26 protein-coding genes are annotated in these 25,883 nt (G+C 38.7%); 8 read left to right on the forward strand and 18 right to left on the reverse strand.

Features of this window, described 5'->3' with window-relative positions:
• Positions 1-51 precede the first annotated feature (51 nt).
• The gene (locus ACM46_RS04625) at positions 52-1,044 is read left to right on the forward strand and encodes an enolase C-terminal domain-like protein (protein WP_048505401.1); all 993 of its coding nucleotides are present in this window, start codon (positions 52-54) and stop codon (positions 1,042-1,044) included.
• 98 nt (positions 1,045-1,142) lie between these two features.
• Here the strand turns inward: ACM46_RS04625 and ACM46_RS04630 are convergent, their stop codons facing one another.
• A complete protein-coding gene (locus ACM46_RS04630; RefSeq protein WP_048505402.1) occupies positions 1,143-1,430 on the reverse strand; it encodes a cytochrome c in 288 nt (95 codons plus the stop codon).
• Positions 1,431-1,452: 22 nt separating this feature from the next.
• Positions 1,453-1,743 carry a c-type cytochrome gene (locus ACM46_RS04635; RefSeq protein WP_048505610.1) on the reverse strand — a complete coding sequence of 97 codons (291 nt, stop codon included), beginning with the start codon at positions 1,741-1,743 and terminating at the stop codon, positions 1,453-1,455.
• Positions 1,744-1,883: 140 nt separating this feature from the next.
• Here ACM46_RS04635 and meaB point away from each other — a divergent pair, with 140 nt between their 5' ends.
• Complete coding sequence (meaB, locus tag ACM46_RS04640) at positions 1,884-2,867, forward strand: methylmalonyl Co-A mutase-associated GTPase MeaB (protein ID WP_048505403.1); 984 nt, start codon at positions 1,884-1,886, stop codon at positions 2,865-2,867.
• On the opposite strand, the gene ACM46_RS04645 is transcribed toward meaB, so the two are convergent.
• Entirely contained in the window at positions 2,864-3,412 is a 549-nt protein-coding gene (locus ACM46_RS04645; protein WP_048505404.1) for a DUF4251 domain-containing protein, read from the reverse strand. The two genes, meaB and ACM46_RS04645, sit on opposite strands and share 4 nt — an antisense overlap.
• Positions 3,413-3,519: 107 nt before the next feature.
• On the opposite strand from ACM46_RS04645, the gene ACM46_RS04650 reads away from it, so the two are divergent.
• Both ACM46_RS04650 and ACM46_RS04655 read left to right on the forward strand, forming a co-directional pair.
• The gene (locus ACM46_RS04650; protein ID WP_048505611.1) at positions 3,520-4,326 is read left to right on the forward strand and encodes a M48 family metallopeptidase; all 807 of its coding nucleotides are present in this window, start codon (positions 3,520-3,522) and stop codon (positions 4,324-4,326) included.
• Positions 4,327-4,418: 92 nt separating this feature from the next.
• Positions 4,419-4,730, forward strand: a complete 312-nt coding sequence (locus tag ACM46_RS04655; RefSeq protein ID WP_048505405.1) for a hypothetical protein — start codon at positions 4,419-4,421, stop codon at positions 4,728-4,730.
• Positions 4,731-4,771: 41 nt separating this feature from the next.
• On the opposite strand, the gene ACM46_RS04660 is transcribed toward ACM46_RS04655, so the two are convergent.
• From ACM46_RS04660 to ACM46_RS04715, 12 genes are all read right to left on the reverse strand, one after another.
• Positions 4,772-5,383 (reverse strand): outer membrane beta-barrel protein, encoded by a 612-nt coding sequence (locus ACM46_RS04660; RefSeq protein WP_048505406.1) that lies wholly within the window; start codon positions 5,381-5,383, stop codon positions 4,772-4,774.
• Positions 5,367-6,182, reverse strand: a complete 816-nt coding sequence (locus ACM46_RS04665) for an ABC transporter ATP-binding protein (RefSeq protein WP_048505407.1) — start codon at positions 6,180-6,182, stop codon at positions 5,367-5,369. The genes ACM46_RS04660 and ACM46_RS04665 overlap by 17 nt, the downstream gene beginning before the upstream one ends.
• Positions 6,182-6,934 (reverse strand): MlaE family ABC transporter permease, encoded by a 753-nt coding sequence (locus ACM46_RS04670; RefSeq protein ID WP_048505408.1) that lies wholly within the window; start codon positions 6,932-6,934, stop codon positions 6,182-6,184. The genes ACM46_RS04665 and ACM46_RS04670 overlap by 1 nt, the downstream gene beginning before the upstream one ends.
• 119 nt (positions 6,935-7,053) lie before the next feature.
• Positions 7,054-8,424: an exopolysaccharide biosynthesis polyprenyl glycosylphosphotransferase gene (locus tag ACM46_RS04675; protein ID WP_048505409.1), complete on the reverse strand. Its 1,371-nt coding sequence runs from the start codon at positions 8,422-8,424 to the stop codon at positions 7,054-7,056.
• Positions 8,425-8,469: 45 nt separating this feature from the next.
• Positions 8,470-9,099, reverse strand: coding sequence for a 7-carboxy-7-deazaguanine synthase QueE (locus ACM46_RS04680; protein ID WP_048505410.1), 630 nt, complete (start codon positions 9,097-9,099; stop codon positions 8,470-8,472).
• Between the two features lie 7 nt (positions 9,100-9,106).
• Entirely contained in the window at positions 9,107-9,991 is an 885-nt protein-coding gene (locus ACM46_RS04685; protein ID WP_048505411.1) for a bifunctional 5,10-methylenetetrahydrofolate dehydrogenase/5,10-methenyltetrahydrofolate cyclohydrolase, read from the reverse strand.
• A 21-nt stretch (positions 9,992-10,012) separates the two neighbouring features.
• Positions 10,013-10,837: a class I SAM-dependent methyltransferase gene (locus ACM46_RS22770; RefSeq protein WP_053082665.1), complete on the reverse strand. Its 825-nt coding sequence runs from the start codon at positions 10,835-10,837 to the stop codon at positions 10,013-10,015.
• A gap of 3 nt (positions 10,838-10,840) precedes the next feature.
• Positions 10,841-12,481 (reverse strand): glucose-6-phosphate isomerase, encoded by a 1,641-nt coding sequence (pgi, locus tag ACM46_RS04695; protein WP_048505613.1) that lies wholly within the window; start codon positions 12,479-12,481, stop codon positions 10,841-10,843.
• Between the two features lie 209 nt (positions 12,482-12,690).
• Positions 12,691-13,299, reverse strand: coding sequence for a hypothetical protein (locus tag ACM46_RS04700; RefSeq protein ID WP_048505412.1), 609 nt, complete (start codon positions 13,297-13,299; stop codon positions 12,691-12,693).
• On the reverse strand, positions 13,289-13,798 hold the full coding sequence (locus tag ACM46_RS04705) for an RNA polymerase sigma factor (protein ID WP_048505413.1): 510 nt from the start codon (positions 13,796-13,798) through the stop codon (positions 13,289-13,291). Before ACM46_RS04705 ends, ACM46_RS04700 begins: the two co-directional genes overlap by 11 nt.
• A 25-nt stretch (positions 13,799-13,823) precedes the next feature.
• The gene (locus tag ACM46_RS04710) at positions 13,824-14,693 is read right to left on the reverse strand and encodes a TraB/GumN family protein (protein WP_048505414.1); all 870 of its coding nucleotides are present in this window, start codon (positions 14,691-14,693) and stop codon (positions 13,824-13,826) included.
• A 158-nt stretch (positions 14,694-14,851) separates the two neighbouring features.
• Positions 14,852-15,766 carry a DUF4349 domain-containing protein gene (locus ACM46_RS04715; RefSeq protein ID WP_048505415.1) on the reverse strand — a complete coding sequence of 305 codons (915 nt, stop codon included), beginning with the start codon at positions 15,764-15,766 and terminating at the stop codon, positions 14,852-14,854.
• A gap of 207 nt (positions 15,767-15,973) precedes the next feature.
• Between ACM46_RS04715 and ACM46_RS04720 the strand changes: the two genes are divergently transcribed.
• Positions 15,974-17,332 carry an acyl-CoA dehydrogenase family protein gene (locus ACM46_RS04720; protein ID WP_048505416.1) on the forward strand — a complete coding sequence of 453 codons (1,359 nt, stop codon included), beginning with the start codon at positions 15,974-15,976 and terminating at the stop codon, positions 17,330-17,332.
• Positions 17,333-17,422: 90 nt separating this feature from the next.
• Here the strand turns inward: ACM46_RS04720 and ACM46_RS04725 are convergent, their stop codons facing one another.
• Positions 17,423-17,800, reverse strand: a complete 378-nt coding sequence (locus ACM46_RS04725; RefSeq protein WP_048505417.1) for a MauE/DoxX family redox-associated membrane protein — start codon at positions 17,798-17,800, stop codon at positions 17,423-17,425.
• Positions 17,801-17,957: 157 nt separating this feature from the next.
• On the opposite strand from ACM46_RS04725, the gene ACM46_RS04730 reads away from it, so the two are divergent.
• On the forward strand, positions 17,958-18,206 hold the full coding sequence (locus tag ACM46_RS04730; RefSeq protein ID WP_048505418.1) for a bacteriocin-like protein: 249 nt from the start codon (positions 17,958-17,960) through the stop codon (positions 18,204-18,206).
• A 109-nt stretch (positions 18,207-18,315) separates the two neighbouring features.
• Here ACM46_RS04730 and ACM46_RS04735 read toward each other — a convergent pair whose 3' ends face one another.
• Both ACM46_RS04735 and lon read right to left on the reverse strand, forming a co-directional pair.
• Positions 18,316-19,428: an AI-2E family transporter gene (locus tag ACM46_RS04735; RefSeq protein WP_048505419.1), complete on the reverse strand. Its 1,113-nt coding sequence runs from the start codon at positions 19,426-19,428 to the stop codon at positions 18,316-18,318.
• A gap of 551 nt (positions 19,429-19,979) precedes the next feature.
• Positions 19,980-22,385, reverse strand: coding sequence for an endopeptidase La (gene lon, locus ACM46_RS04740; protein WP_048505420.1), 2,406 nt, complete (start codon positions 22,383-22,385; stop codon positions 19,980-19,982).
• A 260-nt stretch (positions 22,386-22,645) separates the two neighbouring features.
• Here lon and ACM46_RS04745 point away from each other — a divergent pair, with 260 nt between their 5' ends.
• Entirely contained in the window at positions 22,646-24,796 is a 2,151-nt protein-coding gene (locus ACM46_RS04745; protein WP_048505421.1) for a peptidylprolyl isomerase, read from the forward strand.
• Positions 24,797-24,927: 131 nt separating this feature from the next.
• A complete protein-coding gene (locus ACM46_RS04750; protein WP_048505422.1) occupies positions 24,928-25,878 on the forward strand; it encodes an MlaD family protein in 951 nt (316 codons plus the stop codon).
• Positions 25,879-25,883: the final 5 nt, after the last annotated feature.

The raw sequence follows: 25,883 nt of genomic DNA on the forward strand, positions 1-25,883 counted from the left end.
AATCAATAAATAAAAGGGCCTGAAAAGGTCCTTTTTTTGTAGCTTTAAGATATGGAACTGTATTTTGAACTTAAAACACTTCAGCTGAAAGAAACGTTTTCAATTGCTTATGGGAATTACAACACAAGAGAAGCGCTGCTGGTGGAATTATCTTATTTAAACTCCAAAGGCTATGGAGAATGTGTTGCCATCGATTATTATCAGATTGATCTGAAAAAGTTCGTCATCAGGTTAAAAGAAATACAACCGCTACTGGAAAGCCTGTCCATTATCCATCCGACAGAATTTTTCAGCATTCTTTCCGGGATGAATCTGCATCCGTTTTTACTGTCAGCTTTAGATTGCGCTTATTGGGATCTCTTCGGAAAACTTGAAAATAAAAGTTTTATTGAACTGAATCATCTTCCTTCCCAAAACTTAGCTGAAAGTTCAATCACCATTTCTGTGGCGGATATTGAAGATCAGATCCGGAAAATAGAAAACAGCCGCTGGAACAAATTCAAAGTAAAATGCAAAGGACTCAATAAAGACAATATCGAAAAACTCTTGAGATTAGACCGGAATATAGCCATAGATTCCAATGCCAGCTTTACAGATGAAGATTGTATTTGGCTTCAGGAAAATGAAAAAATAAGTCGGTTCTCTTATCTGGAGCAGCCAAGACCTGTAGGAAACTACAAAATACTTCACAAAGAAAGCCTGGCCAACTGGATGGCAGATGAAGACTGTCAAGACCTTAATGCCCTTGAAAAACTGCTGCCTTATTATAAAAGCGTAAATATCAAGCTGATGAAATGTGGAGGTTTGACTCCTGCACTTACCATGATCAGAAAAGCAAAAGAATTAGGCTATAAAGTCATGATAGGCTGTATGACAGAATCTACCGTGGGTATTTCTGCCGGATGCGTATTGGCCGGAATGGTAGATTTTGCAGATCTGGACGGAGCCAACCTGATCTCCAATGACCAAGCCATCGGAAACTTTGTAGAAAACGGCAGAATAATCCTGTCCGGAAAAGCCGGATTGGGAATCAGTTTGAAATAAACCACAGGAAATGAAGAAGCATCAGCATTGAAAACTCCAACACCCAAAACCTCATACTCTCCAACACTCGAACTCTCAAACTCTCAAACCCTCCAACTCTACTTCTTATTCACCGAAATCAGATAATCATAAACCATCTGATGCTGGTCATCACTTAATTTCGCTTTAGGAGCCATTCTGCTCAGAGTTTTTATCCATCCCTGATCATCATGCTTGGCAGGGTCCGGAAGCTTGTGACATCGGGAGCATGAGTTTTCAAAAATAGTTTTACCCTGAACCAGCTGTTCAGAAGCAGTATATTTCGGACCTGTTACGGCTACACTTTTAGGCCCGCAGGATACCAGAAATGCAGCACCTGCAGCCATACTTAGAATTACCTTTTTCATATCCTTATCTTTGATTGGTTGATTATTTTTTGACCGAAACAATATAGTCGTAAACCCACTGATGCTGCTCGTCATTCAGTTTCGCTTTAGGCGCCATTGAATTCATGATTCCAACCCATTGTACAGAAGTATGTGCGGTAGGATCGGGCAGTTTGTGGCATCTTCCGCAGGCATTTTCAAAGATTGTTTTTCCCTGTGCAATCTGTTCTGCAGTAGAAACGGCAGGTCCAATTGGGGCAGCAGTAGATGCCTTTGGAGTACAAGAGGCCAGTAAAATACAGGTAAATAATGCCGCAGCGGATATTTTTTTCATGATCATTAATTTTGATTCATAACAAATGTAGGAATTTAGCCCTGCCGTTGATAAAGCAGCCTCTAGTTTTAATTTAGAAGAAATAAAATTAATGCCCGTTTATTGGGGAGTTTGAAGGTTATTTTTATACTTTTGAATCAATGAAATTTTCTACAGAAGAACTAATCGAAGGAATACGGTCAGGAAATAAACGCCTGATCGCAAAAGCTATTACATTAGTTGAAAGTAAAAAAGCCGAACACCGGATTGAGGCTGAGGAACTTCTGAAAAAAATAATGCCTTTCACGGGAAATTCCATCAGAGTAGGAATCACCGGGGTTCCGGGTGCGGGAAAATCTACATTTATTGAAAATTTTGGAAGGCTGATCATTGCGAACGGCAATAAAGTGGCTGTTCTGGCCATAGATCCAAGCTCCTCTATTAATAAAGGAAGTATTTTGGGCGACAAAACCAGAATGGAAGAACTGGCCAGAGAAGAGAATGCCTTTATCCGTCCTTCCCCAAGCTCCGGATTTTTAGGTGGTGTAGCCAATACCACTTTTGAAACCATGATGATCTGCGAAGCGGCCGGATACGACTATATTCTCATCGAAACGGTTGGAGTAGGACAGTCTGAAGTCCTTGTTGCTGATATTACCGACGTATTTCTGTTTCTGAAGATCATCGGCGGAGGAGACGAATTGCAAGGTATCAAACGGGGCATCATGGAAATGGTGGATCTTATCTTTATCAATAAAGTAGATCAGGACAATCTGCAGAAAGCCAAAAACACAAGACTGGAACTGAAGCGAGCACTGGATTTTATTCCTCCGAAAGAAAAAGGCTGGAAAATACCCGTACTTTTGGGCTCTGCTTTGAATAATGAAGGCTTGGGTGATATTTACACCAAAATAAATGAATTCATTGATCTTAAAAAGAAGGCAGGACGGTTTACGGAAGTTCGTACCCAGCAGGCAGAAAAGCGTTTTGAATATTGGGTTCAGGAATATATCCTGGCGATGATGAAAAGAAGCGGTTCTATGGAAGAAGCTTACCTGCAGCACAAAAAAAATGCTTCAGAAATGGTTTCTAATCCCAGCACTGAAGCAAAACTGTTTGTTGAAAAATTTTTATCTAAAGACTAAAGTTTATCCTTTTCTTTTGCGGTTTCCTCGTTTTTGGAAACATAGCCGTCATACGTGATCGGCTGTCTGTCGTTACTTCTCATGGAAACAAAAGCTTTCCCGTTTTTAAAGACTTCTATATTGATTTCATCAACATTTCTTACATCGTTCGGTTTGATTTTTAACGTCCAGTTTCCTTTTTTATTCTGAGATTTTTTGATGGTAAAGTCTTTTGAGGTAAAGCGATAACTGTTATCTGCGGTATTGTAGGAAGCATTGAACAGTCTTCCGAAGTAAGGAAGAGCCACGTCTAAATTATTTTTTTTAAGTTCAATAGTATAGCTTCCGTCCAGCTGTAGCATTCTGGCTGCCGGAGCGTTCGGAAGAGAGCCCATTACATTAATCACATCATAGTTCATGGGATTGGCTCGTTGGGCATAAAAAGTAAATTCGTCGGAATTTACCAGTGCATCTACTGTTTTGGAATCCAAAGAGGTCTGTGAGGAGCAGCTTTGGAAGAAAAAAAGAAATCCAAAAATAAATATAAATGAAATATACTTTTTCATAACCGTAATAATTGTTAAATTTAAATAGCAAAATGTATGCAAATATATTCCTTCTCAATCATTTTGGAACAAAAATTGTAAATGTTGAATTATTAACCACTCGAACTATGAAAATAACACATCTATTAGGAATGGGAGCAGTTGCTCTAACGATTGCAGCTTGTACCACCAACCCTATTACGGGCAGATCTTCATTACAGATTGCAAATAATTCTGAAATATTAACGATGTCTGCTCAGGAGTATAAGACCACGCTGTCTAAATCTAAGATTATCTCAGGAACTGCAGATGCCAAAAGAGTAGTGAGTGTAGGAAGCAGAATAAAAAGTGCAGCAGAAAGATATTATCAAAGCATTGGAAGATCTGCGGATCTTGCCAATTACAGCTGGGAATTTAACCTTATTCAGAGCAATGAGCTGAATGCATGGTGTATGCCCGGAGGAAAAGTAGCTGTGTATACTGGAATTCTTCCTGTGACAAAAAATGATAACGGACTTGCAGTGGTTCTGGGACATGAGGTTTCACATGCGCTTGCGGGACACGGAAATGAAAGAATTTCTCAGGCTATGGTAGCTCAATACGGAGGTTCTATTTTGGGTGGAACTATTTCCAACTCACAATGGGCCGGAATTTTTGAAAAAGTATATCCGATAGGCTCACAGGTAGCTCTATTGAAATATGGCAGAAATCAGGAATCTGAAGCAGATGAAATGGGACTTTACCTGATGTCTATGGCAGGTTATGACCCAAGAGAAGCTATTCCTTTCTGGAACAGGATGGAGGGAGCCTCTTCAGGAGCAAGACAACCGGAATTCTTATCTACCCACCCGAATCCGGAAACCAGAATTTCAGATATCAATAAAGACCTTCCTAAAGCTTTGGAATACTATAAAGCTGCCGGAGGGAAGATCTAAATATTCAGAATTTTAATCTTGTATAAAGCCTTATTTAATTTTTCACTAAATTGGGTAAGGCTTTTTTATGTAAACCACAAACACAATAATTTATGAAAAGTTTATCAATCACCGGACTTATATTGCTTGCCGTTTCAGCATTGCTTTTTTATCTGACCACCGATTTTACGGTTGAAAAAATTACAATGTCCCACGTAATGGGCGTAATGGCCGGAGTAGGAATAGGTCTTATTTTCGGAGGAATGGTAGGATACGTAAGCAAGGGAAGTGCAATAAAGGCTGAAGAGAAAAGAAAAGAATTCAAACAGCTGCAGAAAGATAAAGAAGAACTGGAAAAGCAGGCGGCAGAAATTGCCAAGCGTGAAGCAGAACTTCAGCAAAAAAATCAAAACCCTCAAATTTAAAATTTTGAGGGTTTTTTTATAGCTGTATTTTCAAATTTTGTTTAGAACTTGTAGCCTAAACCTACCATAAACAGGTTAGGTCTGTTATCATATCTTACTTCAGCACCGGAAACTTTGTTGATGAAGTTTCTCTCGTCCTTACTGAATGCTCCTTCATATCTTGCGTTGATAAGGAACTTTTTGATTTCCACCTGAGCCCCGAACTGGTAACCTACTGTGAAATTGTTTTTTGCATTTTCTTTAAAATCGTTGTACGTATTGTCTGTGCTCAGATTATAGCTTGCCACAGGGCCCACATACACACTCAGCATATTTCCCAAAACATTGTGTCCTAAAAGAACCGGAACATCAATACGGTTGCTTTTCACATCAAAAGTAGTATTCTCCGTAGTGAATTCATTTTTGAAGTGGGTGTAGTATACTTCGGGCATTACATAAAATGAAGCGGGAAGTGATACTTTTAAGGAAAGTCCTACATTGAAACCTGCATTGTTTTTTCCGGTTCCTTCAATAGCGTCATTTACTGTTCCTTTGATGTTTTTCCATGAAGGAGAGCCTGTAGGGAATATTAGGTTGGCCTTTCCTGCCAGTGAAATCTGTGCAGAAGCGAACATAGAAAACCCGATTAATGCTATACTAAATACCTTTTTCATTATCGTCTATTTTAGTGATTGTATTTTCAATCGTTTTATTATTTTCAAGTAAATATTCTCTCAGTTCTTTAAACAGTTCTGAAGAATAAACGAAGTCAATAAGATTTTTATTGCCTGCGGTGATCAGAACATCTTTATTTCCTTCCCATTCTTTGATCCCCAGTCTCAGGTATACAATTTTCTCGCCAATAGTCATCACAGAGTTCATATCGTGTGTATTGATAATGGTGGTGGTGTTGTATTCCTTCGTGATTTCAAGGAGAAGATCATCTATGATGTTGGAAGTGTAAGGGTCAAGACCAGAATTGGGTTCGTCACAAAACAGGTATTTAGGATTGTTGACAATGGCTCTCGCAATGGCAACACGCTTCTGCATTCCTCCTGAAATCTCAGAGGGGAATTTTCGGCCTGCCTTATCCAGATGCACCCTGCCTATTACTTCAAAAACCCTTTTCTTTTTTTCTCTGAACGTAAGATTCGTAAACATGTCCAGCGGAAACATAATATTTTCTTCCACAGTAAGTGAGTCGAAAAGAGCACTCCCCTGGAATACCGTTCCGATCTCAGAACGCAGATGTTGTTTCTGGTCTCTGCTCATGGTATTAATATCCGTACCGTCAAAAAGGATTTCTCCGGAAGACGGCTGGTATACATTCAGTAAGCTTTTCAGGAAAACAGTTTTCCCTGAACCACTCTGCCCGATGATGAGGTTTACCTTTCCCTTGTCAAAAGAAGTGGAAATTCCTTTGAGTACTTCAACATCGTCAAAACTCTTTTTAAGATTTTTAACTTCAATCATCAGCTTAATATTAATTGGGTTAAAATTAATTCAGAAATGATAATAAATACCATTGTCCATACTACTGCCTGAGTACTGGCTCTACCTACTTCCAGCGATCCGCCTTTTACATTATATCCGAAATAAGAAGGAACGGTAGCAATAATGAAAGCAAAGACCGTAGTTTTTGCAAATGCATAATAGATGAACAGATTCGGCATATACATCTGTATTCCGACAATATAGTCGTTCTCCGTCCAGTTTCCTGTAAGGATTCCCGCAATATATCCACCACCGATACCAAATACAATACTGATGGCAATCAGAAGAGGGTTGAAGATTACACAAGCTATAATTTTAGGGAATATCAGAAAATTGGGAGAGTTTACCCCCATGATATCCAGTGCGTCAATTTGTTCGGAAACCCTCATGGTCCCAATACTGGAAGCAATATAAGAACCTACTTTTCCGGCCAGAATCAGACTTATAATGGTAGGCGCAAATTCCAAAACAAGTACCGCTTTGGTAGCATATCCTACAAATGCAGGTGGGATTGGAAAAGAAGAAGCATCAAAGTTGTTGAACATCTGAATCGCAACAACCGCTCCCACGAAGATGGAAGTAAAGATGACAAGCCCGAAAGAATTGACTCCTAAATCATTAATCTCTCTCATAAACAGCTTCCAAAAAACCCTCATTTTCTGAGGCTTCTGTAAGGATTTGCCGAGGAGCATTATGTATTCTCCTACTGCTGTAAAAAACTTTTTTAACATGCTGCTAAATTAGACTTTTTTTATTTAATTAAAGTTAAGGCTCAAGGGAATACCTGAGGTTTATTTAACCTTAGAAGCAAATATGATTCCTCAATCTTAATCTTAACGTTTTCTTTGATTTATTTTGCGTTTTTATCGCCGCCGATCACCAATAAGACGGTTTTTAAAATAATAACAAGATCCAGAACAAAACTCCAGTTTCTTACATAGAACGTGTCTGCAAGGATCCTTTTTTTCATTTCTACCTCTACATCGCCGTAATCACCGCGCAGGCCACTTACCTGAGCAAGCCCTGTAATACCGGGAGAAACCATACTTCTTAAACTGTACCTTCCTATTTTAGGCTTGTAATAATTGTCAACAGCCAGCATATGAGGACGGGGCCCTACGATGGACATTTCCCCATTCAGTACATTGATAAACTGTGGAAGCTCATCAAGGCTGGTCTTTCTCAGGAATTTCCCGATTTTGGTGATTCTGGAGTCATTTTCAGCCGTGGTTTTGGTTGAAGATTCCTCATTCACAACCATGGTTCTGAATTTCAGACAGGAAAATACCTCTTCATGGAAACCATATCTTTTCTGAACAAAAAAAACAGGTCCTTTAGAGGTTGCTTTTATCAGAAGAGCAATGATGGGAAAGAGCCATGAGCAAAGTAAAACAAGTATGGTGATGGAAAAAGCAATATCAAAAGTTCTCTTCACCAGAAAATTGGAGTAATAGTCCAAAGGATATTTGGCCTGGCTCAGAATAGGCTGAGTCTGAATGTAGCCCAGATCATACAGGAAAAAATCACTTTGCGTGATGCTGGGAATCAGGGATACATGCACTTTATTGTCTTCAGCCAGTTTGAAAATTTCCTTTTCAACATCGTCACTATAAGGATTTTCTGTAGACAGAAACAGGGTGTGAATTCCGTTGTTTTTCCAAAAACCTACCAATTCATGTGGGTGAATATCAGAATTTTCGTACTCAAATATTCTATATCCGTAATCCCTTCTGTCTTTAAATATATTCTTTAATATCTCAGTAGAGCCTGTTTCCCCGAGAAACATTACATTTCTGTAGTTGATCCCCAATGAACGGAAATATTTGATGCTAAAATAAATGACCGATTTAGCGAAGAAAATAAAGAAAAAAAGATAGAACGAAAGCCAGTAAATATCTGAATTGAAAAATACGTTTCTGCTCACCTTTCCAATAAGGAGTACTCCCAGGATGAAAAAGAGAAAATGGATCAGAAGACGTTCCAGAAACAGCGTATAGGTAAGATTTCTCTGAATATTGTAAATTTTTGTTCTGCCACTTAAAAGGATCCAGAACAAAAACAGCAGAACCAGGGAAAAAATATTCTGATACCAGGTCTCCTGATGATATCTTAAACTTTCGTTTCTGCTTATAAAAAAGAATATAAAGATAGATGCTATAACCATAAGGTCAAGCAAAATGATAATCGATTTCACATATCTAGAGTATCGAATTCTCTGCATCTATCGGTGTTTATAAACGGGTACTGAAAGCTAAGGTACGTTTTTTTATGGTATGTTCAGATATTTATGAGTCTGAACCGATGCCTGCCATTCCGGATGGGCCAGAATAAAATCAGTGATCTTAGGATACATTTCATCGCGCTTGCTCCATTCGCTCTGCATATACAGTTTGCAGTTGGCGGAAACTTTCGCAGCCTGTTCCTGTGCAAACGTAAAATCATGCTGATTGAATATAATCACTTTAAGCTCACTGGCCTTCTCGTAAATTTCTTCTTTCGGAAGTCCTGTTTTCTTTGGTGAAAGTGTGATCCAGTCGATATGTCCGCTCATCGGATAAGCTCCGGATGTTTCTATATGTATGGTACATCCCAACTCCTTTAATTTAGATGTAAGGATATCAAGATTCCACATCAGCGGTTCTCCGCCGGTAAGAACGATTGTTTTGCAATGTTTTGCAGCTGTTTCTGCAATTTCCTCTGCATTCATCAATGGATGGAGGTTTGGGTCCCAGCTTTCTTTTACGTCACACCAGTGACATCCGACGTCGCATCCTCCCAATCTGATGAAATAGGATGCTTTTCCGGTGTGGGCTCCTTCTCCCTGCAAAGTGTAAAAATGCTCCATTACGGGGAGCATTTTACCTTCTTTTAATAAAATATCTTCTTCTTTGTTCATTATAAAATTAGTCGTTATAGACCGAAGTTTTGTATGCGATGATGGTGTTTTTCATCAGCATGGCTCTGGTCATAGGGCCTACACCTCCCGGTACAGGAGTGATCCAGCTTGCTTTGGCAGCACAGCTGTCAAAATCTACGTCACCAGCCAGGTAGTATCCTTTTGGAGAGTCGTCATCTACTCTTGTGATACCTACATCCACAATTACTGCTCCATCTTTAATCATATCGCCTTTTAAGAAATGAGGATCTCCTAAGGCTGTGATCACGATGTCTGCTTTTTTAGTATATTCTTCGATGTCTTTTGTGTACGAGTGAGTAAGAGTCACGGTAGAGTTACCCGGGAAATCTTTTCTTCCCATAAGAATACTCATCGGTCTTCCTACAATTTTACTTCTTCCGATAATTACACAGTCTTTTCCTTTGGTTTCAATATTGTATCTTTCCAGTAAAGTCAGAATTCCGAAAGGAGTAGCCGGCAGGAAAGTGTCCATTTCAAGAGCCATTTTCCCAAAATTTTCAGGGTGGAAACCATCTACATCTTTTCTTGGATCAATAGCCAGGATAATTTTTTCCTGATCAATCTGGTCCGGCAACGGAAGCTGTACGATAAAACCGTCTACGGCTTTTGATTTATTCAGCTCGTCAATTTTTTCCAATAATTCAGATTCAGAAACGGTGCTTGGGAATTTCAACAGGGTAGAACGGAATCCAACTTCTTCACAGTCTTTTACTTTACTGTTTACATAAGCTTTGCTCGCTCCGTTGTTTCCTACAAGAATTGCTACCAGATGTGGTGCTCTTTTCTTGTTTTCCAGAATTTTTTCTACTTCAAGCTTGATTTCTGCTTTTATTTCTTTGGATACTTTAAGTCCGTCAAGAATTTCTGCCATTTTTACTTTATTTACTTTTATTTAGATTTTATCGAATACAACAATATCCTGGAATTCATCGGCTCCTTCTTTCTCTACATCTGTTCTCCAGAATCCTCCTTTTATGGTGGTTACTTTTAATCCTGCTTCGGCGGCCATTTGGTTCAGCAGCGGAATGCTTACTGCAATATTGGCTGCAGTCACTTTATCATCCATAAGCCTGTATCCTTCATATTGATGCGGGAAAGGCATGGTACCATATTCCGTTTTGGAGTCATCATACAGGAAGAAGGTGGCTAAACACTGTCCGCCTCCGTTCAGAACCCTGCTGATCTCATTCAGGTATCTTTTGATTTCCGGAATCTGCATATGGGTGAAAACGGAAAACAGAAATACTTTATCAAACTGGGCATCCGCATAAGGAAATGTAAAATTTTCTGCTTTTTGGCTGAAAGTATTGTACAGATCATTATAAATTGGAGTAAACTTGAATTTAAAATTCGGATGCTTTTTACCGATATTTTTATTACACCAGTTGATTCCCTTTTCTACGGCATCAAAGCCATCGTAAGTTCCCTGATTCAAAACCTCCGTTAGAGCTACGGCCGTTCTTCCGATTCCGCATCCTACATCCAGTACGCGGTCTGTATTTTTTAAGGCAATGTATTTTTTAAGGGCGTTTACCTGACGGATCCCGTGAGGAATAAAATCGCTGCCTCCTACATAGATGTCCCCTTTTTTAGGTTCGTTTTTAGCTCTTTTTCCGGTAAGTCCGTCATAGAGATCTATTGGGAAATAATAAATCTTTCTCCCTAAAAGCCTGAGCCCGGGAGGAAGTTTATAATAATATGACCTTAATGCAGACATTCGTTATTTGTTTCCTTTATAATAATTGATCAATCCGTTGGTAGAACTGTCGTGAGAGCTGATTGCTTCACTGTTTTCAAGTTCCGGAAGGATCTTATTGGCTAATACTTTTCCTAATTCCACACCGAACTGGTCGAAGCTGAAAATATTCCAGATCACTCCCTGAACGAATATTTTGTGTTCATACATCGCGATTAACTGACCTAGTGAAAAAGGAGTTAATTCTTTGAATAATATGGAGTTAGTAGGTGTGTTTCCGTGGAAGACCTTAAAGTTTAACAATCTGTCGATTTCCTCATCAGATTTTCCTTCGTTTCTTAATTCTGCTTCTACTTCTTCTTCCGATTTTCCGAAAGCAAGAGCTTCTGTCTGTGCAAAGAAGTTAGCCAGAAGTTTGGGCTGGTGATCAGAAACGCTGTTGCTGCTCTTGGCATAGGCAATAAAATCAGCAGGAATAAGTTCCGTTCCCTGGTGAATCAGCTGATAGAAAGCATGTTGTCCGTTTGTTCCTGGTTCGCCCCAGATGATAGGTCCCGTTTCATACTCTACAAACTCTCCGTTTCTGTCCACACATTTTCCGTTACTTTCCATATCACCCTGCTGAAGATAAGCGGCAAATCTGTCCAGATACTGTGAATAAGGAAGAATCGCATAAGTGGTAGCTGCATAGAAATTGCGGTACCAGATTCCTAAAAGTCCCATAAGAACAGGAATGTTTTCTGAGAAATCTGCCGTCTGGAAATGAAGATCTGTATGCTGTGCTCCTTTTAAAAGCTCTTCAAAATGATCATATCCTACTGCCAGAACAATGCTGAGGCCAATAGCGCTCCAAAGAGAATATCTTCCGCCTACCCAGTCCCAGAACTCAAAAATATTTTCTTCTGCAATTCCGAACTTCTTAACAGCCTCAACGTTAGTGGATAAAGCCACGAAATGTTTAGCTACATCTTCTTCTTTTCCTGCTTTCAGGAACCAGTCTTTTGCAGAGTTGGCATTCGTCATCGTTTCCTGAGTGGTAAAAGTCTTGGATGCGATGATGAATAAAGTAGTTTCCGGATTCAGCTTTTTTACCGTTTCCGCAATATGATTTCCGTCCACATTAGAAACGAAGTGAACGTTTAATCTTGTTTTAAAATGCTTCAAAGCCGAACAAACCATTACCGGACCAAGATCTGAACCTCCGATTCCGATATTCACCACATCGGTGATTTCTTTTCCGCTGAAACCTTTGTGCTCTCCCGAAATAATTTTTTCGGAGAACGCTTTCATGTGGTCAAGAACTCTTCTGATCTGAGGTTTGATGTTTTCACCGTCTACAATGATTTCTTTATCGGAAAAATCCCTCAAAGCCGTATGAAGCACTGCTCTTCCTTCCGTTTCGTTGATCTTATCTCCCGAAAACATTTTGGAAATAGCGTCTTTCAGCTGGCATTCTTCTGCTAACTGAAGCAAAAGGCTTTTCGTTCTTGAATCAATCAGGTTTTTAGAATAATCAAAAAGGAAATTGTCCTGTTGCAGAGAAAATTCTCTAAAACGGTCAGGATTGTACTGAAAAAGACTTCTCATATCAAAGTCATTTCCTGCAAAATGTTCATCAAGGGCTTTCCAGGCGTTGGTTTGTATAGGATTTATTTTTGATAGCATATGGTAAGAATTTATAGGTTCAGAAGGGTGAAGGAGTGGATCTAATATGTCCAAAATCCATGTTATTTTATTTCTGATTTGCAAATTTAAGGAAAAATAAAACCTCAGATAAATTTGAGGCTGTTAAATAACATTTTTTTAAACAACAAACCCCAGAAATAATCTGAGGTTTCATGGTTATTGTCTTTTTTTAAGATGATAAAAGAATATTATTCGTCTGTTTCATTCAGTATACTTTCCAGTTGCTTCGCCTGGCGTCCGTAAATATATTTTGTCCATAAGACAATGCTGACTACGATGGCTAGGGTTCCAAAAAGCACAACCAGAATCAGAGTCTGCTGATAAGAATCTGCAATATTTCCTAAAGATTTTCCTTTTTCCTGTAATACATTATAAAATTCTAAGCCTAAAGTGATCATAAAATGCGGAAGGAGTAAAAATCCAAACGACTGGTATCGTTCCATGTTAAGTTTTAGTTCATGGTATATTTTCCAGAGGCTGTTTTTGGTATTTCCTGTGTACAGTCCTGTCTGCTTATAAAATTTGTAGAAGCCGTACAGATAATAGGAAGATATCACAACAAGCATGGCATAAGAGGTATAATAAATAACATACTGAGAGGAAGGGAATTTTAACTGCAAAGGGAAGAATGCAATCAGTATGACGGCTATAACCTGCATTGGAAATTCGGCCTTCATACTTTTCCGGATTTTTTCAATAGGATGCTTGCTTTTCTTTAACTGTTCTATGGTGTTGGGAATATGAACGCTGCTGCCATCTTCATTATTCCACTGTTCTTTTAATTGATCAAAATTCATAGCCTGATTTTTTTATGATTTGTTGTATTTTTTCTTTTGTTCTGTTGAGTTTTACACGGGCATTGCCTTCGCTAAGCCCCAGGTTTTCCCCGATTTCTTTGTGGGACATACCTTCCATGAAATAAAATATGACGGCCTTTTCAATAGCTTTAAGCTCCTGAACAGCGTTGTAAAAAATTTCCAGCTGTTTGTCTTTTACAGGATTATAGTCTTCCTGCTGAACTTCAAAATGAGTAGGGACATCCGCCTGATTGTGGGTGCGCCGTTTTTCTTTTTTTAAATAAGTAATAGCGGTGTTGATCGCCACACGGTACATCCAGGTGGAAAATTCACTGTTCCCCTGGAAGTTTTGATAAGATTTCCAAAGCTGGATCAGTATTTCCTGCTGGAGATCCTCCCGGTCTTCCACAGAATCGGCATAAATACGGGAGGCCTTGTACAGAATCCCTTTGTGCTGGTTGATGAGCTTTAAAAAAGCGGTTTCAGTTGGACTGCTCACGATAGTTTCATGGTTTGTTTATAGATTATAAGCTGGATATAGGTTTTACAGTGTATCCTTTTGATCTTAAAAGTTGGATAACCCCGTTTTCTCCCATAAGATGTGCTCCCCCGACTGCAAAGAAAGAACTTTCTTTTTTCATCATGTCCGGCATTTTTTCAATCCAGTTTTTATTTCTGTCTGTGAGCATGGCTTTTTCCTGTCTGGCATTCATTATTTTATCATCTTTAAAGAGCGTGTAGACCGATTGCAGATCTTCTTTTTTAAAGGCAGTAATCATTTTTTTAAGAAGAATTTCATATTCTTTTCCCATCTTCAGCTGGCCGATGACTGCTTTAAGATCGTATGCTGCATTAATGGATGTGAGCTGCTCTTGTACTTTCTCAAGCCCGGAGACTTTCTTTTTATTTTTAAGAGCATTTTGAAGAAGCTCTATTTCGTATAATTTGATTTCAGTTGGCGGGCATGGAATAGCTTTCGTTGAAATAAGTGCATACAGAGCCTGTGAACTGGAATGATCCATTTTCTTTAAATCGGTGCCATAATCTGCAAGAACTTTATCCAGTTCTTTTGCATCCTCAGGACTAAGCTGATCTGATATTTTTTGATCTGCCTGATACATTTTCTGCATGGCAGCCATTTCTGCCGGATCTGTATAATTGATTTCCATAACAAAATGATCAGATTTTTCGAGAGCCTTCATGACTTTTGGTTTAATCTCAAAATCCTGACTGCACATGATGTGAAATGTTCCCGCAAGATAAGAAGGTTTTGAAAGCCCGTTTCCGGAAACTTCCCAAAGTGTACTGTTTTCTGTGTTTTTGTTTTGTGCTTTTGCAGTTGCAACATTCAGGGTTAATAATACTGCGAACCCAAGTTTGATTACATTTTTCATATGATTAAGTTTTTGATTTCTTTATTATTTAAACAGTAGGTAAGGGCAGTATAATGATCGTTACAGTTTTTTTTCAAAAAAAATAAAAACCTCCCGGAAAGGAGGTCTGTAAAATCTAAAATTATGATGATAACCAGCTGGTTAGGATTGCTTTTGTCTTATTCCTGGATTTTGGTGTGCTCCGGTTTTGTAAGTTTTCTTTTTCTCAAAAAATAAATAACAGCAGCCAGGATTAATAATAGAGGCCATACGGTAATAAGCCCTACCGCTATCTTTTGGATCAGATAAAACCCTTCTACGAATGCATTTTTGGCGTCATAGATAAAATTGAATTTATATTTATTGTCAATATTCTGGGTATTGGTTACGGCAATTTCTGCAATGCGGAGTTTCGGTTCCTTAATGTAAATGTCTACCGTGCTGTATTTAATGTTGTCCGTAGTGTCCATATTGGCAAGCTGCTGCAGATTTCCTTCCGCCATGTTGTCGTTATCCAGCTTTACCTTGTCTTTGTTGCTTTTCAGCTGACTGATGTTTTCTCCTGTTTTTTTAATTCTTTTTCCTTCCATTTCCGCATACTTGATGTTTGAAGTCACATCTTCAGCATTGATTATTCTGGAATTCAGAAACAGCTTTTTATCATTAATTATGAACAGAAGGTCACCCAATTTTTCAGTAGGGACGCGTACCTGCATCGTATTTTCTGTCTGGTATTTTTTGATCAGCATCGCTTCATTCCCCGAAGTATTGTAAGTATCCTGCGAAACGACATTGCTCTGCAGATTGCTGTGAGTAACAAACCCTCCCAGATCCTGAACTGTTTTTTCAATAGAAATCGTAGCTTCATAAACATCCTTCACTTCCATATTCACATCTGCCGTTTTAATGAACTGTTTGTCTTTTACTTTCATGGTGGCGGCAGAAGAGATGCTGTCTGAAGTAATCACTGCGGCAGAATCTGCAACCGAATCTGCACGTTCATTATAAGAAGCGGTTGCCTCTCCTTTTTTACAGGAATAAATACCTAATAAAAGTACTGCGGATAGAGATAATTGAATGTAGGTCGTTTTCATAGCGTTGATTTTTATGGTTTTGCTTAGGTCAAAGTTCAGTCAGGATCCTTTGTAATATTTGAAAATCTGCCGTAAAAAGTTTGTAAAGAAATATTTCTGTTTTAATTTATTGTAAATGAGTGTTTTGTAAAATAGATTGCTGTTTTCAAAATTGTTTTCGGAGCAGTTTTTGCTTCACTTTTACAAACCAACCTACAAAACATTACTATGTCAAATACTTTTTCCAAAATCAGAAACGCAATAGAATTATTCAGATCCATAGATTTCGACCAGCTGAGTGCTATTTCTCAAAAAGTTGATCTGCCAAAACTGATGCAGAATTTCTCAAAACTGGATGATAAACAGCTGAACGGCATGATGAAAATGCTTGATCCTAACAAGAAGAAAAAGGAACTTCCCCCGATTGACGGAGACTTTTATGATATCTACCATACCCTTACTCCGGAACAGAGGGAAATTCAGCTTAAAGTAAGAGCGTTCATGGAAAAAGAAGTGAAACCTCTCGTAAATCATTACTGGCTCAGAGATGAATTCCCTTTTGAACTTATTCCGAAATTCCAGAAACTGGATATCTGTGGCGTCACCTATGAAGGCTATGGCTGTCCGGGAATGCCTTTTCTGATGGAAGGAGTTATTGCTATGGAAATGGCAAGAATAGATGCTTCCATTGCTACATTCTTTGGAGTACAGTCCGGTCTGGCTATGGGATCTATTTATATCTGCGGATCTGAAGAGCAGAAGCAGAAATGGCTTCCCCAGATGCAGAAATTTGAAAAAATTGGAGCGTTCGGCCTCACGGAGCCCGAAGTAGGATCAGGAGCAGCCGGCGGGCTTACTGTAACCTGTAAAAAAACACCGGAAGGATGGGTCTTGAACGGACAGAAAAAATGGATCGGGAATGCAACGTTTGCCGACCTGGTCATTATCTGGGCCAGAGATCTGGACAGCGGCGAAGTGAAAGGCTTTATCGTAGAAAAGGACAATCCGGGCTATTCCGTAGAGAAAATCAAAGGAAAAATGGCATTGAGGATTGTACAGAACGGACTGATCACTTTAAAAGACTGTTTAATAACCGAAGAAAACCGTCTCCAGCATGCAGATTCATTCAAGGACACCGGAAAAGTGTTGCGTATGACCCGTGCAGGAGTAGCGTGGATGGCTACGGGCTGCGCGAGAGGAGCCTATGAAAGTGCATTGCAGTATACCAGAACCAGAGAACAGTTTGGAAAACCTATTGCTTCATTCCAGATGATTCAGGGGCATCTGGTGGAAATGCTTTCAAACCTTACGGCTATGCAGACGATGGTATTCAGATTATCCGAAATGCAGGATGAAGGAATATTAAAAGACGAACATGCCTCGCTGGCCAAAGTATTCTGTACTCTGAGAACCAGAGATATTGTTTCCAGAGCAAGAGAAGTGATGGGTGGGAACGGTATTTTGCTGGAATATGATGTGGCAAGATTTGTGGCAGACTCCGAAGCTATTTATTCTTATGAAGGCACCAAAGAAATCAATTCCCTGATTGTGGGAAGATCTATCACAGGATTCAGTGCATTTGTATGATTTAGCAGGTTGCAGGTAGGAGATTATAGGTAGCAGGTTATCTATCTGCACTAGGTTACCTACTACCTGCAACCTATAATCTGCCACCTCTTAGCTGATCAAAGCTTTATACTTTTCCCGGTTATCAATAATGATCCAGATATTAATCAGGAACAGCACTACAGACATGATAATTCCTACCTGGCTTGGATCTCTGTATACATTGTGAATAAGAATTCCTGCCATCACGGGAAGGATAATGATAGCTCCCAAAGCTCTCGTCTTTGGAAATATAAACAATACACCTCCCAGAACTTCTACGGCACCCACCAGAGGCATGAGCCAGCCGATTTCTGCAAAAGCGGCAAAAAGTTTTTCCTGTGCTGCCGTCATTTTAGGCATTGGGGAGTAGTTGAAAAATTTGTTCAGCCCTGCATTGATGAAAACCAGTCCAAACAAAAGGCAAAAGATAAATTTTACGATTTTCATGATTGATGATTTTATATCAAATGTAAAACAAAAATGATATTCGTTTATTTATTTTGAATAAAATTTAAATAAGTTTTTCTGTTTATTTTATTTTTAATGTAATTTTTTAATTTGAATTAATATATTTGTTGTACAAATCAAACTAAACAATTGTATTATGCTGAAAAATATTCAGAAACTTGATCGCGAAAATTTAAAAAAAATTAATGGAGGAGGAAGAGAGCCTATCTGTGATATCGGACCGGTAGGTTGTCCTTGTATAATTCCAGCGGGAGATCCTTGTCTTGGCGGAGGCGGTGGAGGCACCAATCCGGGCACAGATTTAGGGTATTGTCCGGATAATCAGAGCTACATTCCTTGTGACCAGACCTGTCCAAGTGGAATGAGTCCATTCTGTGCATTATAAAATAACTATAGGAGCTGCTTCAACTGAAGCGGCTTTTTTTATGAGTAATAAGCAATGAACAATAAATAATAGTCCTCATTACTCATTGCTTATTACCCATTACTCATGATCAGTCCATTTCCTTCAGGGTAATATTCTTCGAAATCTTGTAGCTTTTCTTCTTTTTATTGGGTTTTTCCTCTTCTCCGAGCAGTTTTCCCCAGGGTTTTAAGCCATCTACTCTTTCAAAAATAATTTTAATGATGGCAATGGCCGGAATACACAGGAACATTCCTGCAATTCCCCAAAGGTGTTCTCCTAAAATAATTCCGATGAAAGAAAATAAAGCATTGATCTTTACTTTTGAGCCTACTACAAAAGGAAGTACGATATTTCCGTCAATAATATGTACGGCAATATACCCGATAGCTACATAAACACAGGTAGACGGAGTTCCGGTAGCAAATGCAATGAAACATGATATTAAGAGTGAAATGCAGATTCCAAGATAAGGAATCACATTTAAAAGACCTGTTAAGACGGCAAGCAATACCGCATATTTTACGCCCAAAACAGTAAGCACAATCGAGGAAAGAATAGAAACAATCAAAACCTGAAGACAAAGCCCGAAAATATATTTTTTCGTCATGACCCGGATTTCGGTAACCACTTCCTGTACGCTCGCTTTATGTTTTTCATTGAAAACAGTGACGATGAAATTATTAAGGATTCTTCTGTAATTTAAAATAAAGATAAAAAACAGGGTGAAAAATACAATAAAACCAAAACCGCTTGAGAATATACCGAATGTGAAGCCGAGAATTACACCGGAAGAAGATAAAAGTTTGTTTAATCCCTGGTTAATATAATCCAGCTGCTCATCAATCTTTACATTGAAAGTTTTTGATATCCAATGCTGAAGATTGTTAAAAACGGTAGTCATCTGGTCTCTCAGATGCGGAAGATCTTTGCTGAAGTCCGAAAGCTGTGATCCGAAAAAATAGATCAGTCCGGATAAAATAGCCAGCATGATAAACACCGATGTCATTGTGGATATAGATCTGGGAAATCTCAGTTTTTTTTCCATGAAAGTAGCAGCCGGAAGAAACAACATCGCCATTAAAAAAGCCAGGAAAAAAGGAGCTAAAATGCTCTGTCCCAATGCCAGTAAATAGCCAAGACCTATAATGGAAATAACTACAAGGGTAAGTTTCACAAGAAAAGGGAGTCTAAGAAAATTCATAATTTTTCAAATCTGTTGGATAAAAATAAGAAAACCCATCTAATTATGAACTCATTTTGACTTAATTAACATAATTCTTTTGATAAGTAATACTGATGGATAGGGAAATGTAGTATGTGCTTTCAAATTTGAGTTTTTGAGTTTGAAATGCTTTAAAATTCAATTTTAATTATTTTTATCTCCCGCTGATTTTGCAGATAAAGCAGATCTCAGAAATTAACTCATAAAATTTTTTTGATTTTTATAAAACTTAGGTGTACTTGCTGTGCATAAAGTATTTACTTAAAAGAACTAAGGTTTTCAAAAGCTTTTGTGGTTGATTTCTTTTTTTAACCACAGATTACACGAATTTTCACAGATGTTTAATGTATACTATTAAGTAAATAATCTTTGATTTTTTAAATACTTATGTGAGCTTTTCATTATACAATATTCAACTTTAGAATCACTGAAGTGTTCAAAAACTTTTGTGCCTTTTGTGGTTCAATAAAAAACGCATCCCAAATATAATCTGAGACGCGTTTCCTTATTGAGAGTTGATATGTTATGAATTATTTTTCTATTGCAAAATCAATCACTTCTTCCATTCTGTTCACATAATGTACAGTCAGGTTTTTCAGATAGTCCTTTTTGATCTCTTCCACATCCTTTCTGTTAGCCTCGCAGAGAATTACCTCTTTTATTCCGGCTCTGGTAGCTGCAAGGAGCTTTTCTTTAATTCCGCCTACAGGAAGTACTTTTCCTCTTAACGTTATTTCTCCTGTCATGGCAAGATGAGGTTTTACTTTCTTGTTTTTGAATGAAGAAACCATTGAGGTCAGCATGGCAATACCGGCAGAAGGTCCGTCTTTCGGGGTAGCACCTTCTGGAACGTGAACGTGGATGTTTTTCTTATCCAGATTTTCCTGAGCAATTCCCAGCTCATTATGCTTGGCTTTGATATATTCCAGAGCGATGGTGGCAGATTCTTTCATTACCGTACCGAGGTTTCCGGTCATGGTAAGGCTTCCTTTACCGTTGCTTAAAATACTTTCAATGTATAAAATATCTCCACCGACACTGGTCCACGCCAAACCGGTAACAACACCGGGTACTCCCGTGATTTCGGAAAGGCTTTTAGGTCTTGGAACCCCCAGAATTTCATCTACTTTATCAATAGTGATCTTTGGATCGTATTCTTTTGCCAGAGCAGTCTGAAGAGCTACCCATCTTGCAATGGATGCAATTCTTTTTTCCAGTGTTCTTACACCGCTTTCTGAAGTATGGGCTTCAATAATATGTTTAAGCTCGGGATTCCCTAATTTAAATGACTTGGCATCCAGACCGTTTTCTTCCTGTTGTTTTTTGATGAGGTGTCTTTTGGCAATCTCAGTTTTCTCTTCCATCGTGTAGCCGGCTATCTGAATGATTTCCGTTCTATCCAAAAGAGGTGTCTGGATGGTGGAAAGTGAATTGGCTGTCGCAATAAACATCACTTTAGACAAATCATAACCCATTTCCAGGAAATTATCATAGAAGGATTTATTTTGCTCAGGATCAAGAACTTCAAGAAGAGCAGAACTTGGATCGCCGTGAAGTCCCTGGCCTATTTTATCAATTTCATCAAGAACAATGACCGGATTAGAAGTTCCGGATTTCTTGATAGATTGCAGAATTCTTCCCGCCATAGCCCCGATATAGGTTTTTCTGTGTCCGCGGATCTCGCTTTCGTCGTGAAGGCCGCCCAGAGATAATCTTACATACTTTCTTCCGAGAGCATCAGCAACGGATTTTCCTAAAGAGGTTTTTCCTACTCCCGGAGGTCCTACAAGTAGTAGAATAGGGGATTTCATGTTGTTTTTTAACTTTAAAACAGCCATGTGCTCCAGGATTCTTTTCTTGATATCTTCCAATCCGAAATGCGCTTTATCTAAAGTTTTTTCAGCTTTGGCGATATCAAAAATATCCTTTGTGTAGGTTTCCCACGGAAGATCTGTAAAGAAATCAAGGTAATTTCTCTGTACATTATAATCCGGAGAATTAGGGTTCTGACGCTGCAGTCTGCTGATCTCCTTCTGGAAATGCTCTTCCACTTCCTGATTCCATTTTTTACTTTTTGCTTTGCGGATAAGGTCTTCCACATCACTTTCAGGTCCGCCGCCCAGTTCATCCTGGATGGTTCTGATCTGTTGGTTCAGGAAATATTCCCTCTGCTGTTTATCAAGATCCTTAGAGGTTTTCTGATGAATCTGGTTTCTTAATTCCAGTTTTCTGAAGTCCTCATGCATCATTTCATAGCATTTATTGGCTCTTTCTACAAGGCTTTTCTCCTCAAGCAGCTTCTGTTTTTCAGAAGAAGGGAAGCTGGCGTTGGTGCATATGAAATTAAGAAGATCATCATTGTTGTTGATGTTCTTAATCGCAAAATTGGCGGCATTCGGAATATTCGGGTCCAGTTCAATGATCTTTAAGGCGAGATCTTTGATGTTTTCCAGAAGAGCTTCATATTCTTCCTTGTTTTTAGGTCTGGAATCTTTCAGCTTGGTGATTTCAGCTTTGAAATAAGGCTGGCTTTCCACAATTTTTTTAATCTTAAAACGGTGGAAACCTTTGGTAATCGCTGTAATATTGCCTTCAGGCAGTTTGATGATTTTAATAATCTTGGCAAGCGTACCGGTCTGGTACATATCTTTTTCGGATGGCTGTTCCAGATCTGAATTTTTCTGGCTCACAATCCCGACGAAATCACCATTTTTCTGGGCTTCTTCAAGAAGCTGTATCGATGTTTTTCTTCCGGCGGTAATAGGAATTACTACGTTGGGAAACATGACCATATTTCTTACGGGAAGTATAGGGAATATTCTCTGTTCGGAATTCTTATCAGTCTCCGAGAAGTCTGAAAGATTGATCTCTTCGGCTACAATGTCAAATCCATCGCTGATCATTTCCTCTAAACTAATATCTTCAAATTCTGTCATACTTAATCAAATGACAAATTGTCATCTTCGTTTTAAATCGTTAAAATGATATTTTACAATATGCGCTGAAAACGTGCCGCGTATTATGGTCCGTTAAATTGCACAATACCTATGCCATTTGTTTTTTGCTTAAAAATATGGTCAAAATTTCCTTTTTTCAATAATCTTTCATTTTAAAAATTAAAATAAAGGAGTTCTGCTTCTCTAATTTCTTAAAAATGTGTATTTTCGCAAACTGATAAAAAACTATAATATATAAAATGGCAATTTTAGGACAGATTAGGAGTAAGCCTTGGCTTTTGATGGGAGTGATCGCATTGGCGCTTTTAGCGTTTTTGGTAAACCCGGAGAGTATCGACAAGGTTTTTGGAAAAAATCCTGACGTTTTAGGAAAAGTAAATGGTGAGAAAATCACCCGCGAAGAGTTCAATGATCAGCTTTTCGTGCTGCAGCAACAGGCTGAACAACAGGGTCGTCCGAAATCGGGACTTGAAGAGCAGGCTTGGCAGTTACTTGTACAATCTAAACTTATCAAGCAGCAGTTTGAGAAATTGGGCTTTGAGATGACTGATGATTATTTCTGGAACCAGATCCAGTACGATCAGATGTTTGCCCAGCAGCAGCAGTTCTTTGATGAGAAAGGTAATTTTAAAACTCAAGAGCTTAAAAAAGAAATTGAAACATTAAAAAACACCAACCCTGAAGGGTACAACCAATGGTTGAAAACCAGAAAATCTGTTGAATACAGACTGATGGCAAGACAGGTGTTTACTAATATTTCAGCAGGAATCACTACTGGTAAAAAAGAAGCTGAAGAGCTTATGAAACAGAGAGATCAGCTTGCTGACATCGATTTCGTGAAAGTAGACTATGCAGCATATCTTCAGAAAACGAAGATCAATGTTACTACGGCAGATCTTGAAAACTATATCAAGAAGCACCCTGTAATGTTTAAAGCAGACCCTAGCAGAAATATCGGAATTGTATATTTCCCTTCAAAGCCTAGTGCAGCAGATGATGCAGCCGCTCAGAAGGAGATCAACAAACTTTATTCCGGAGGCACGGATGCTAGCGGAGGTGTTGAAAACTTCCAGAATACAAAGAATGACTCTATGTTTGTAATGGCCAACTCAGATATGCCATTTAACAACCAATATGTAAAGCCGAATCAATTGCCTCAGACTATTCAGGCACAGATCCCATCGGCTGCTATCGGACAGGTTTTTGGTCCTTACAAGGAGCAGAACTTCTATGTAGTTTCAAAACTTCTGGATAAAAAGACTTCTGATTCTACCTTATCAAGACACATCCTTATTGCTTTCAAAGGAAGTCCTGCAGGAGAAGGAGTAACTAGATCCAAAGAACAAGCTAAGAAATTGGCAGATTCTATCGGAGCTATCGTAAAAGCGACCCCGGCTAAATTTACAGAGTTTATTAAACTTTCTAATGACCCGAATTCAGCAGCACAAGGAGGAAGCTTAGGATGGACAACTCCTGAGACGCCTTTCGTTCCTGAATTCCTTACTTACCTGGCAAACAATCCAAAAGGTGCTACAGGTGTTGTAGAAACTCAGTTTGGATACCATATCATCAATATTGAAGATAAGAAACCGGGAGCAATGAGCTATAAAATAGCTAATCTTGTGAAAGAAGTGAAAGCTTCTGATGCAACGGAAGCTGAGTCTGATAAAAAAGCAAGAAGATTTATCCAGCAGGTACAAGGGAAATCTTTCAACGATTTTGTGAATATTGCTAAAAAAGGAAACTACCAGTTCTCCAATCCTAAAACGGCAAAGAGATTTGACGGACAGCTTCAGGGACTTGGGACTGACAAAGACGGAGAAATCCTGGCTTGGGCTTTCGATAAGAAAAGATCAAAAGGAGATACGGAGTTCTTTACAGTAGAAGGGACTGGCGATAAAATTGTAGTATATCTTAACGGAAAACAGGAAGCAGGCCTTGCTGATCCTGAATCTGTAAGAGAGCAGATAGAAATGGTTGTTAAAAATAAATTGGCAGCAAAACAGATCTCTGATAAAATTGCTGGAGCTAAAGCTTCAAACCTGGATCAGATTGCTAAATTATTTGCTTCTACAAAACAAACTGCTCAGGTTAATATGCTTAACCCTTCAGTAGCAGGTTCTATGGAGCCTAAAGTAGCCGGAGCAGCATTCGGTGTTGCGAAAGGTAAGCTTTCTAACCCTATCGAAGGTGGAACAGGTGTTTATGTCCTGATCAAAAAATCAGAAACGGTAAACAAACAGCCTGGCGATCTTAAACAGTTTACAGAATCTATCAGTCAGAGAAATGCAGGAATGTTCGGACAGGCTTGGATGAAGAGCCTTCAGGATAATGCAGATATCAAAGATTACAGAATTGAGATCTGGAACAAGGTTGGAAATCAACAATAGTAAGAAATCAATTTTTACAGATATAAAAGCGGCAGAATTTTCTGCCGCTTTTTTTGTATTTAACGCAGAACAATAAAGAAAAAGATTAATTTAAAATGTGCTATATTTGCTCATTAGAAAAAATTTAGCAAGTGAAGTTCAGTAAAGAATTAAAAGCTGGTGTGATTGCACTTTTGGCTATTGTAGGCTTTGTGGTGTTGTTTCAATTCATGAAAGGCAGAAGTCTTTTTACTACCGATAATATATTTTACGCAAAATACGATAATGTAGAAGGGCTGGCACAGTCGTCTGCAGTTTCCATCAATGGTCTGAAAGTAGGGCAGGTTGATAAGATTATCCCGAGAACAACAAAAGACGGAAAAATCAGTTTTATCGTAAAAATTACGGTGGATGACAAATTCGAGTTTTCGAAAAATTCAACCCTTGAAATCTTTGAACCGGGGCTTATGTCCGGAAAAGAAATGAGGGTAAACCTGATGTACGGAGGCCCAACTGCAAAAGACGGTGATACACTTCAGGGAGCTTTCAAACTGGGAACTTTGGGAAGTCTTTCTTCTCAGGTAGGTCCGGTGAAAGATCAGCTGCAAACTGTTTTACACCGTGTAGACTCTCTGATGGCCAACGCCAATCAGTTGGTAGACGGACAAAACAGAGCAGAAATCAAAGCATTGCTTGCCAATCTTAATAAAACGGTAGGCGCTTTACAAACAACTGCAGGAAGTGTAAATAATCTTGTAGGTCATAATGATCCAAAACTTCAGAAAGTTCTGGATAATGCAGCTGTTACTATGCAGAGCGGTAAAGCAACATTAGATAAATACGGAAATCTTGCAGAAAGCATTGATACCAAAAAGCTGAATGCAACCATCGCCAATTTAGACGCTACCGTAGGAAAACTGAATCAGGTAATTGCCGGAGTTGATAACGGACAGGGAAGTTTAGGAAAACTAATGAAGGATGAACAGCTTTACAATAATCTGAATTCTGCATCTACGAATCTGAATTCATTGATTGAAGATATGAAAGCCAACCCTAAGAGATATATTAATTTCTCGGTTTTCGGTAAGAACAATAAAGACTAATCACC

Origin of the sequence: Chryseobacterium angstadtii (assembly GCF_001045465.1) — a bacterium.
Taxonomy (GTDB): domain Bacteria; phylum Bacteroidota; class Bacteroidia; order Flavobacteriales; family Weeksellaceae; genus Chryseobacterium; species Chryseobacterium angstadtii.